Consider the following 11,609-nt stretch of genomic DNA (forward strand, 5'->3'; position numbering starts at 1 on the left):
GGGCTTGCGATGCGCGCATCGTTCTGACCTGTGCAAATGCCCCCGGTGGGTGGGTGGGTGACGTACGTAATGTGCCCTGGGCTTGATGAGATCGGAGTTCCTTCCCTGGCAAGGGAGACATTAGGCGCGCGAAAGCGCCCTGATTCCCATAAACAGAGCGCGGTTTCGATTCCCGTCAGCCACTCCGAAGACTAAGGGTCAGTTTGATAGCTAAAACTCCACGACTGGGCTTCTGCATTGCCTAGGCCATGCTAGATGTTTCATGCCCGAACGCTCTTGTTCGGATATGACCCCAGCGCCTGTGCGAACGCGTCACAATGGCGAGTATGAACGCTGGGGGACGCTGGACGCGTGCGGCAGCAGGGGCGGCGGTCGGTGCCGTGTTGGTGTGGCTTGTTGTGGTTGCGTTACGCGGCGGCTGGGACACAGCGGATCCGATGGCGAGCGTCCTCGGCGGTGCGGCCGCCCTGGTGGCGCTGCTGCTTGCGCTGCGATCCAACGCGGTACCTGAACCCGAACAGCTAGCGTGCGAGTTGGCTCGGCAGGTGGTGCGTATCGAACAGGTCCACTTCTCTGAGCTCATAGGGGGCGATCTGTCATGCCTAATCGATCTTGAGTTCACCGCGAGCGCGCACGGCCATGTCGCGGCCCCTCCTTCTGCGGGCAGGCTGGAGACGATCTCTGACTTCTACCGGCAACTCAGTCCAGGACGCTTGGTTATCACGGGCACAGCGCATGTGGGGCTATCGCAGGACGCCGGGACCGGCAAGTCCGTCACAGCGGTGGCGTTGGTCCTGAGGCTGGCCGGTTCCCGGCAGGCGGGAGAGGCGGTCCCACTGAGGCTTTCCGCGCCATCATGGCCCGGTGGCAGCATCACCGCATGGCTGCGGACAGAACTTGCCGATGTGTGGCGGCTGCGGCCCGGGGATGCGGACTTGCTGCTGCAAGCTCATCTGGTGGTGCCGGTCATTGACGGGCTCGATGAGATGGATCCCGGGCCGACTCTTGGTCATGCCTCGCGTGCTGCCGCCCTCTTGACAGAAATCAACGCATTTCAGCGGGGGACAGAGCGCGCGCCTGTTGTCCTGGCCTGCCGCTGGCCACAGTACGAGTCCCTCACCCTTCAGGACGTGCATGCACGTACCGTGACCCGTATCCAGCTCGCTCAGGTCACCGCGGAGGGGGCTCGCGCGTACCTGGAGCACCGTGTTGCCGACAGCGCGATAGGGCAAGAGCGCTGGCAGCCGGTGCTCGATGCCCTCTTCCCCAGGTCAGCATCTACCGCCGTGCCCGAACTGCAGAGGGCGCTCGACACACCGTGGCGTCTGGCCCTGGCCGTGCGCGTTTACCAGGAACGCACTCCAGCCGGTGAGTACTGCCGCTCCCCGCGCGATCTACTCGCCCTTGCGACGAGCGGCAGCATCTATGAACACCTTCTGGAGCGTTACATCCCTGCTTCGCTCGCGTCTGCTTCCCGTGGGCCGCTCCACCGCATGACGCCGGACCGTGCCCAGCACCATCTTGCATACCTAGCCTGCTATCTCCACGGCAACAGCACCAGGCGTGCGGTTGCTGGCCGGGTCATGTCGTCCACGGACCTTGTCCTGCATGAACTGTGGCCAGCAGCAGGGCCGCGCCGGGCCCCGTACGCACAGAAAGTGCTCGGCGTCGCCATGAGCCTGGTGGGGGCTGCAACGACAGCAGTGTTGGAGCGGCTGACTGGCCATTCCTGGAAGGAAGTACTCCTTGCGGCTTTGATCTTCGCCTGTCCGGTATTTGCTGTTGTCGTCAGCTTTCCGTGGTTCGGGGCCTGGCCGTCCCCGCGCCGCATCAATGTCCGCCAGATCAGGACTCGCCGGGGGCGGGCGGACCTGACTGGTGTGCTCATCGTCACGATCCTGCTCACGACCCTGGCCGGTATCTTTTCCGGATTCATCTCCGGCCTCCAGTTAGGTCTGCTGATCGGTGTGAGCGCGGCCACGGGGATTACGGGCGAGCTCGGCGGCTGGCTTCTGGTGCAGAACGGTGAACCCGTCACCGACCCGCGCGACCCGGTGCGCGCGGACACCACCTCTCTTGTCATAACAGCAGTCGTCTTCACTGGCGCTTGTACGGCAGCAGGTGCCCTGGGGGGTTGGAGTCCTCAGTGGCTGTCCGTCAGCGTCGCCTTCTCGCTCGCGTTCGCAGCTCCCGCCGCATCGGTCCGTTACCTTGCGCTACTGCTGTGCACACGCCGAGATCTTCCATGGCGGCTCAGCTCCTTTCTCCACACGTGCCATGAGGTGGGAATTCTGCGGTCTGCCGGACACGCCTACCAGTTCCGCCACCGGGAGCTCCAGGACCACCTCGCCATTCGCGCCGGTTTATCCCCCCACAGTTGACCGCATGCGGGTTCACTACTCTGCCGTGCCAATCGCAGGAAACGACCGCGTTCACGGGGATCGCGCTGCGGAGCGCCCGCGCCCGGCCCACAGCAGCGCAGTCATTTGCACGCCGACAAGGGCGGCCAGGTGCCTTGGGGGGAATCACGCCGCTCTGGAGGTGACTCTCGCCGCCTCAGCCCTGCTGCCCACCGCCTGCGGCATCGACGAACCAATGTCTAAAGAAGGGCCCTGTACTCCTCAGGTCAGCGAGGCCACGGATGTCCGCGCGACCGCCCTCGACCCGGTAGACAACCTTCCCTGCCGGCCACCGTCTTGGATCCGTCGAGTTCGGCCCGTGACGCGTCGCCAGTCACGATCAACTCGCACTTGCAATCACCGTCGCCGCGAGACCAGGGAATCGTACGCCGCGGCGGCATCCCACAGGGGAAATGAGCCTTGCAGGCACTCCCCCACGACTGCGCCCCATCCGTGCCCTTGATGACGGTCAACAGCGGTGAAAAATGGTCGCAGCAGGACACGCTCCCTTCACCCTCCGGGGGCATTTGCACAGGTCAGAACGATGCGCGCATCGCAAGCCCCGGTGATTCTCAAGCTCAGAGCGCGGTTTCGATTCCCGTCACCCGCTCCGCGCAGAGCCCCAGGTCAGCGGCCCGCGGCTTACTCACTGGGAAGCCGGTTGATGGACCGAAGCTGTTACACCGCGTACATCAAGCCCGCACTACGCGTATATCTCGCCATTCTCCCGGGATGCGTTGCCCCTCCTGGCCGGCACCCTCATCCTGGAGCGTTCGCCACCAGCACCAAAGGGGGACAGGTGAACGTGTCGCGCCGTGCCGCTAGCGATCCTGACGTCATTGGACAGACCACTGGTCTGATCGGTTTCCTCAAAGAGGTCGTACAAAGCAGCCATAACCGTCTACGTGATGACCGCCGTTCACGGGAGCGCCTGTGGCTGGCCGACCTGCCGGCCTCCGTGCACCGTCCGTCGGACCGGCCCGATGGGCTGTTGCTCACTCTCGACCACGTACCACAAACCGCGCCACCGCCCCCACCTGAAGTGTTGGAGGGGTGGGTGTCCGCTGAGCAGTGCCAGGACGCGGACGGCGGTGATCCGACGCTCGCCATCGAGGGTCCGGGGCAGGAGCTCGCGCGCACCGGCGATAGCCCGCAGCAGCGGGAGGAAGAAGCGGGGGATCGCACCGTCCGCCGGGAGGAAGCGGCTGAAGTGTTGCGGGCCTACGGTCCTTGGCTCACACGGTGGCGACGTTGGGCGGAGCGGGAGCGTGCGGAACGGGCTCTTCGGGAGCTCTACGAGCAGGTCTACCACTGGCACCAGAAGTTGACCCAGCAGGACGATCAACTCGAACTTGTTTTGGCTGCTGGCCTCTTGACTTGGAGAGACCCGCGCGGTGACGCCGTGCATCGCCACGTACTCACCCACCGGGTGGAGACATCTGTAGACCGTAAGACTGCCCGGCTCGTGGTCCGGCTGACGGCCGAAGGAGCCGTGCGGCTTGAGGACCAAGCGTTCCTAGACACCGATGACGGCTGGGCCTCCGAGCGTTCGGCTGCACTCGCGGAGGATATCGCCGCCCAGTCACTGCATCTGCTCGGTCAGGAGGTCCTGGAGCAGCTGACCCAGTGGCAGGACCGGGCACTGCAGCGACCGGTTTCGTTCAGCGCCGAATGGCAGCCGCCACGCGAGCCCGAGCCAGGCGCGCGCCTCACCTACGCTCCGGCGCTCGTACTACGTCCACGGGACCGCAACGCCCTGTTGAGCTTCTACGACCGGATCGCGGACAGCGTAGCTTCCGAAGGGCATGCACCCTTGGGGCTGGCACAGCTGGTGCTGCCCCTGAACTCCGAGGAACGTGCGAGCTGGAACGACCGCGAGATCCCGCCGCTTTTCGGGGACGACCCGCTCTTCCCCGGAAAGACGAACGAGCGGCAACGCAGTGTGCTGCGACGGCTGGAACACGACACGGGCGTGGTGGTGCAGGGACCGCCGGGCACCGGCAAGACGCACACGATCGCGAATTTGGTCTCCGCCTTGCTTGCCCAAGGGCAGAGAGTTCTGGTGACCAGCGCCCGCGACCAAGCTCTAACAGTGCTACGGGACAAACTCCCTCCCGCTGTGCGTGACCTGTGCGTGCTCCTGCTCAGCTCGGTACGCCAGGACGGGGCGGACGAGCTGGAACGCACGATCAACTCCCTGACCGACCAGGTCGCCACGAGCGACCCCGAACAGCTACGGGATGAGATCCGTCGGCTTTCGGCACGCCGGGAAGAGGTGCGGGGCAGGATCAGCGCGCTCACGGAGCAAGTGATCGCGGTGCGGGAGGCAGAGGTCTATCGGCACCCGGAAATCGCTCCGGGATACTCCGGCACCCTGGCCGCAATCGTCCAGCGCGTCATCGATGGCACCGAGCGCTACTCCTGGATCGGCCTGGTTCCGGACCAAGGGCAGGCCGCCTCTGTTCCGCCACTGTCTCCCGCGCAGGCCGTGGAACTGCTCAGTCTGGTGCGCGACGGTGCCGCCGAGCTACGCGCAGAGGGCACTCTGCCTGATCCGGCCTCTCTCCCCTCCCCGGAAGTCCTGGCCGATGCACTCGCGGCCAGTTGCGTCGCCAATGACGGTCTGTCCGCCGAGGAGGCTGCCATCCGCGATGAACTCGCCCGGCTCGACGCCTCCGTCACCGACGAACTCACCTCGCTCGCGGATGACTGCCGCACGGCTCTCCATCACCTCGGCGTGCCACCGTCGGCCAGGCAGTGGGATACGGACAAGTGGATCACCAAGGCCCTATCCGACAGGCTCTCCCGCGACGGCCTCACGCTATGGCAGCGGGTTTCCGACGCGGAAGCCCAGCTCGACGCCATCAGGCGACAGGTGGACGGGCAAGGCATGAAGCGCGTCCACCTGCCTGAGAAGCTCCCCGCCGACCGAGCCGATGAAATGCTTGCAAGAGGAATCGCCTTGCGTGAGCATCTCGTCTCGGGCGGCAAGCTGCGCGCTCGCGGCAGCTTCCGCGTTGCGAAGGCGCAGAAAGCCGCTCAGGATCTTCTGGACACGTGCACCGTCAGTGGCCACTCACCCGAAACGCTGGAGGACGTCGAGGCTGTCCTCGCCCACCTGAGCGCCCACTCCACGGTTGCCACGCTCGCCGAACGCTGGGCCCAAGCCGGAGCCCCGATTCCTGAAGGACGGACTGAGCTCCGTGTGGCCGCACTGTCTGAGGCCCACGCCCGCCTGACGCACATCGACGCGTTCGGAGCGTCCCGTGAACGCATCGACGGACTGCTCGTGCGTCACGGTCTGCACATCCCTCTCACATCACGTACAGCGTGGCAGGAGTTCATCAACGCGCTATCCGCTCTCTCCAGCCGCCGGACCGCAGACGAGGCCACCACCCGGCTTGCTGGGTGGGAAGAGCAACTCCGCACCCCGGTTGAAGGCTCTCGTCCCGCCGCGGAATCACTGGCCGCAGCCCAGGCAGTCCGGGAGCGAGACACCGACCGCTACGCCAAGGAACTCGACGCATTGCGGGAAGCGCATCGGCGTGAGCATCGCCGGCGCCGATGTGATGTGCTTCTGGGCGGCGTTCGTGCGGCGCACCCTCTGCTCGCCGACGATCTGGCGCAGAACCCCGACAACCCTGCGTGGGAAGCTCGGCTGGACTCACTGGCCGAGGCGTGGGCCTGGGGAGCCGCTTCTGCCTTCGTGCGTCGTCAGCGATCACATGGGCGCGAACGTCACCTTGAAGGCGAGCTGTCCCAGTGTGAAGGGAACCTGGAGTCGCTGACCGGCGAACTTGCCGCCACTTGGGGCCGGTTGCATTGCCTTGAGCGTATGACTCAGGAGCAGCGGTCCGCCCTTCAGGCGTACCGCAACCACATGGCCTCGTACGGTAAGGGAAAGGGCCGCAACGCGGGCCGCTACCGTGCTGCAGCCCACGACGCCATGAAGACGGCGCAGGGAGCGGTACCCGCGTGGGTCATGCCCATCTCACAAGTCGCCGAGACGGTACGTCCCCAGCGGGACGCGTTCGACGTGGTCATCGTCGACGAGGCCAGTCAGGCAGGAATGGACGCCCTGTTCCTGCTGTGGCTCGCTCCGCGCGTGATCGTTGTCGGGGACGACAAGCAGTGCGCGCCCCCGGTCAGCGGCATGGGCCGCACACAGGCGATCCACGATCGGCTCGTCTCCCACCTGCCGGATATGCCGCCGATGCTGCGCACGCTCTACGGCCCCGCGACCAACCTCTACCAGTTGCTGTCCACCTTCTTCCCGAAGGTGATCCGATTGGAGGAGCACTTCCGGTGTATGCCCGAGATCATCGGCTGGTCATCGCAGACCTTCTACAACGACAAACTTCAGCCGTTGCGCCAGTACGGCGGTGAGCGTCTCAACCCTCTCGTGACCCACTTCGTCGATGGAGCCATAGCCCAGGGGCGCGACAGCCGGCTCCGCAACCCGAAGGAAGCCGAGGCCGTCGTCGAGTGTCTGGCCCAGCTCGTGGAAGACCCTGCCTACCGGGACAAGACCATGGGGGTCATCACTCTCCAGGGACCGATCGGGCAGGTCAAGCTCCTTGAACAGCTGATCAACACGCGCATTCCGGCCCCAGTACGCGAGCGCCACAAGATCCGTGTAGGCAACCCGGCGTCGTTCCAGGGAGATGAGCGGCACGTCATTCTGCTGTCGATGGTCGCCAGCGATCCACCACGCGTCGCGGGCGGTGCGCGCAGCGAGCGACAGGCTTATAACGTCGCTGCGTCCCGAGCCCAGGACCAGATGCGACTCTTCTACTCAGTTCCACCGGACCGCCTCAAGCAGGGGGACCTGCGCCTCAACCTCCTTGCCTACATGGAAAACCCTCCGGCCGCACTTGCCGACTCCGACGACATAGGAGAGGTATCCGCCGAGGTCCCACAGAAGCCGTTCGAGTCGCTCTTCGAGCAGCACGTCTACTTGCGCTTGAAGGCTCGCGGATATCACGTCATCCCGCAGTGCCCGGCCGGAAGCAAACGCATCGACCTCGTGGTCGTAGGCGCTCGCGGGCGTCTGGCCGTGGAGTGTGACGGTGACCGGTACCACACGACACCTGAGCAGATCCGGCACGACGAGCAGCGTGACCGTGAACTTCAGCGGGTGGGCTGGACGTTCTGGCGCCTTCCAGAGAGCGAGTTCCGCTTCGACCCCGACCATGCCCTGTCCGGCCTGTGGGAGGAGCTGAATCGGCTGGGCATTCATCCGGCCGCTTTCCGCACCGCCGATGACGAGCCGCCGTCGGGTCCTGCTTCTTCCGGCATGCAATGGACTCCGCTCGACCTCTCCTCCGACGAAGGGCTGGCTGAGGACCCCGCGGAATCTCCTGACCATCACGGCGCGACCGCTCCGGTCGCCGCCCTCGACACGACAGAAGTCGAAGCGACCAACGACAGCACGGAAGGCACAGCATGACCCCGCAATCCCCCATCGGCATCCTGGACGGCAACACCCTGGAGGAACTGGCCCGCGTCATCTGCGGCGACGAGCACCTCTATTACCGGAAGGGCTTCGAGATCGCGCGCTTCCTGGAGCACGCCGGCTGGCAGAGGGTTCCGGAGTACGACGGCGAGTACCGCAAGGAGTGGACGCTCGCCCGGCTCTCCGAGCGTCGGGAGCACCCATCCGACCTGGAAAAGGTTCTGCTTCGCCTCGCCGACCCACGCGAATATTTCGACGAGCCCGAGCAGCTCCCTGCCGTCGTCTCCGCCGTCAACGCCTTCCTCGTGCACGAGGGAGCCCGCTTGGAGAACCCCGGTGGGCGGCCCCGTCTCGTAGCTTGCGACCCCTCTCTCAACTACCCAGGTAGCCAAGGGCCGGTCGAACTCAAAGCAGCCATGACCGATCTCATCAACGACAAGGACATGGCGAGTCTCCTCCAGCACCGATTGGACGAGGCCCGGACCTGCTACGCCAACGGGGCTCACGTGGCCGCCATCATCATGCTCGGCAGCCTTCTTGAAGGCGTCCTCGTTCATGTGGTCCAGGAGCGCAACGCTTCACTGCTCGGCCGGATGTCTCCGGACAGAGTAAGTCTGGACACCCTGATCAAGACCTGCCACGACGCAGGCTGGATCGGCGCCGACGTCGAGCGCTTCTGCCACGAGCTACGCAAGTACCGCAATTTCGTCCATCCTCGCGCTGAAATCCGCGAAGCTCACGCTCCCGACCGGGACACGCTGAACATGTGCTGGCCCGTGGTCAACGCGGTCCTGAACGACCTTGCCGGATCACAGCCCGAAGCACCTTAGCCGTATTGAGCTGTGACCTTGTCCTGCAGCACTGGTGCGATCCATCAGGGGGAACAAGTTGAAGAACGCAGCAGCCGTACTGACAGATCTGTCGAAGCCGTCGAACGTCGCGACTCACTCCAGCATCGCGCTCGTCGGCAGCGTCGACGCGGCGGGCGCCGAAGAGGACGGAAAGAGGAAGGAGAAGGAACTCGACGCCCTACGACGCAAGCCGATGCTCCAGGCCCTAGCCACGAAGGAAGTCAGCTCCTTCCGACTAGCCCCTTGGACTGCGCTCCATACTCTGGCCCGAGCAGTCACTCTCGCCCGGCGGGGAGCAGGTCGGGGCCTCGCCGAGCACTGGGGAAGCCTGAAGTACAACCAAGCCCTGACCGGGGATTCGGGCGCGTACATGAGGCTCTCGGCCGAGGGCCGGGAGACGGCGGACTACTACAAGGCGCTCCAGTCAGACGAACTCGGGATCGGCTTCGCTCTCTCGCTGGCCAAGCAGATCTTAAATCGTCGCTACCCGCAGCACGTCGTTTCGATCGTTCCAGCCGACACAGCCCTGCGGGCGGGCTGGGCTCTGACCAGCAGGGACAAGGGGCCCCGAGCCGGCTACCGATACCGTCCACGGTTCTTCGCCGAGGTCTGGAAGCCCGGTGAGCCGTCACGGGTCTTCCCGATCGAGTCCAAGGGCAACCACAGCAACGCCACGACATCTCACGATCAACTCGCCTCTGCTTCAGCCCATGTGGAAGCAGTACACATCGGGTCGTGGAACGAGACGCCTAGCCTGGTATTCAGCACGGAGCTCCCGATGGACGGCCCCCTGACCGTCCACGCCCTGCGCGCTGCCGGACGAGACGGGCTGTTGAACCACTCAACGGGAAATACCGTGAGGAACGTGGACCATTTCGTCGAGGACGAAAACTTCTTCCCGGGCATCCAGCGGCCGACGGAAGGCAACAACACTCCGGAGAAGGAGCCCGGCTTCCACATCACGCCCGAGCGCAGTGAATGGTTCAAACACGTCCTCGCGCGAACGGAAGCCGCCGGGCTAACCGCCTTTGCCGGTGACGGTCAGGCAACTGTCCAGTACCTGACCAAGCGGCAGGGCAGCCGTCACTTCACCGGCTTCGCGCACGCAGCCACAGGCAGCGTGCAAGACGCCCGTGAGCAGCTTCTCGGAATTCAGTTCGTCGGCACAGACCACGTCTTCCGGCTGAACCGAACACGCGTTGAGGCGTTCTCCGGCGTCGCGGAAGACCTCTTCCGCCATCTTGAAGGAGGCAGAGTGGAACGCTATCGCCGCGAGGTCTACGCCCGACGAGATGCCTGGCCCCTCGATACATGGGACAGCAGGTGGCGTGGGCCAGTCTCGGTGAATCCTGACGGATCTGTGCTTGCCATGAGGGTGCTGACCTCCTGAGCCGCCTCACCCCTCAAGGCCCTTCTGCATCACAGCCTACGAACCAGTCGATCTGCCAAACCTTGCGTGAGCAATGCGTGAGCGGACAGGGCGGCATGAGCCGCACACACAAGGACCACGGCTCACCCCTCCCGACGCTGACCAGCAAGAACGTCACCGCTCAGCAAGGCTGGACACCACCCGGCAAGGACCCAATCCCACTTGTAAAGCGAAGGTCGTCGGTTCGAATCCGACAGGGGGCTCTGAGCGTGAACAGGGACGAAGCCCCGGGCCGGTGGTGGCCTGGGGCTTCTGGCGTTTATGGGGGAGTGGTCGCTCGGGGCTCGTGCCTGTCCCGGTCAGTTGGGATCAGTTGCGGTTGAGCCCGCCGTTTTGCGGCCGGTCCAGGTGGTTGAGTGCTGTGCGGTGGGTGTCCGCGGTCGGGCTTCGCCGGGCCCTCACGTGTGGTCGGGTTTTCTCGACGGGGCCAGCCATGTGTCTCCCTCGCGCGCGGCGGCATAGATGCGCTCGATGTCGGGCGGGGTGAGGACGGGGGAGAGCCCGGACAGTTCGCGGGCCGCGTGGGTGCCGTCGATCAGGCGTACCGAGGGCGCCGTCGCCCGGACGGTCACCGTAGCGGCGCCGACCACGGCCAGTACGGGGTGGACCGCCACCGGGAAGCCGCAGGTGTGGGTCAGTAACCGTGCCGCTCTCCGCGCCTCGAAGAGGCTGTTCCGGACGTATGGGGTCGACTGGCCGTTGACCATGGCGGCGTGATCGCCGAGCCAGATCCTGCTGCCTCTGTGGTGCTTGGTGTTGATGGTGAAGACACCGGGTGGGCCGATGGCCACGTGGTCGATGTCGGCGCCGCTTGGTAGCTCCACCGAATGCAGGACGTACCACCCGTCGCGCCGTAGCCGGTTCAGACTCTTGCCCGCGATGCGCTCGCCCTTGAGGCCGGTCTGCCATGGGCGTAATTCGGCGTCCAGCCTGAACCACCGCCTGAGCGTGCGCAGGAGAGGGCTCGGTTCGACCTCTTCGATCCGGCGCCGTAGTGAGGCTCCCGGCTCGTTCGTGGCCAGGTCTTGGCTCGATGACGGAGTGGCGGCCGCGGGGGGAGCGGGGAGGCTTTGCGGGTCCGCCACGGGTGTGGCTTCCGGCTCGGATGTCAGGAACGGTGCCAGGGCTGACAAGGCTTCGTCGCGATAGCTCTCGTCCAGGATGTTGATCTTTCCTGTTCTGCAGTCGTACCAGGCCACTGCAGCCGAATCCGCTACGCGGTTCACGTACACGCGATCGTGTCCGTAGCGGCGCCACCGTTCCGTGCGTAAGTCCCCCACGCGGCCCCCAACCTGATGGTTCAACTCACCTTCAGGGGAGCATAGTTGGTTGCGATCAGCAAGGTGGTGCCGTGAGGGGGAGCCTTCTCTGCAGTTCACGTTCAGGGCTTGCTGAGCTCGCCGGCCGGCGTAGGCGGGCAGGCGGGCAGGTGGCAGGGACAAGGGCAGGGGAGGAGGGGGCACGTTACGTGTAGC

5 protein-coding genes are annotated in these 11,609 nt (G+C 65.3%); 4 read left to right on the forward strand and 1 reads right to left on the reverse strand.

Features of this window, described 5'->3' with window-relative positions; genetic code table 11:
• Positions 1-326: 326 nt before the first annotated feature.
• The 4 genes from EST92_RS27865 to EST92_RS27880 all read left to right on the forward strand — a co-directional run bounded on the left by EST92_RS27865 (position 327) and on the right by EST92_RS27880 (position 10,095).
• Positions 327-2,381, forward strand: coding sequence for a hypothetical protein (locus EST92_RS27865; RefSeq protein WP_129283508.1), 2,055 nt, complete (start codon positions 327-329; stop codon positions 2,379-2,381).
• Between the two features lie 817 nt (positions 2,382-3,198).
• Positions 3,199-7,848 (forward strand): AAA domain-containing protein, encoded by a 4,650-nt coding sequence (locus EST92_RS27870; protein WP_129283509.1) that lies wholly within the window; start codon positions 3,199-3,201, stop codon positions 7,846-7,848.
• Positions 7,845-8,684: a DUF4145 domain-containing protein gene (locus tag EST92_RS27875; protein WP_129283510.1), complete on the forward strand. Its 840-nt coding sequence runs from the start codon at positions 7,845-7,847 to the stop codon at positions 8,682-8,684. The genes EST92_RS27870 and EST92_RS27875 overlap by 4 nt, the downstream gene beginning before the upstream one ends.
• A gap of 58 nt (positions 8,685-8,742) precedes the next feature.
• Complete coding sequence (locus EST92_RS27880) at positions 8,743-10,095, forward strand: hypothetical protein (protein ID WP_129283511.1); 1,353 nt, start codon at positions 8,743-8,745, stop codon at positions 10,093-10,095.
• Between the two features lie 437 nt (positions 10,096-10,532).
• Here EST92_RS27880 and EST92_RS27885 read toward each other — a convergent pair whose 3' ends face one another.
• Positions 10,533-11,360: a nuclease-related domain-containing protein gene (locus tag EST92_RS27885; RefSeq protein ID WP_161981783.1), complete on the reverse strand. Its 828-nt coding sequence runs from the start codon at positions 11,358-11,360 to the stop codon at positions 10,533-10,535.
• Positions 11,361-11,609: the final 249 nt, after the last annotated feature.

It is taken from the genome of Streptomyces sp. TM32, assembly GCF_004122755.1.
GTDB lineage: Bacteria > Actinomycetota > Actinomycetes > Streptomycetales > Streptomycetaceae > Streptomyces > Streptomyces sioyaensis.

Excerpts from the sequence above, each read along its gene's own strand:
- EST92_RS27865 (WP_129283508.1), top strand. The coding sequence starts at position 327 with ATGAACGCTGGGGGACGCTGGACGCGTGCGGCAGCAGGGGCGGCGGTC.
- EST92_RS27875 (WP_129283510.1), top strand. The coding sequence starts at position 7,845 with ATGACCCCGCAATCCCCCATCGGCATCCTGGACGGCAACACCCTGGAG.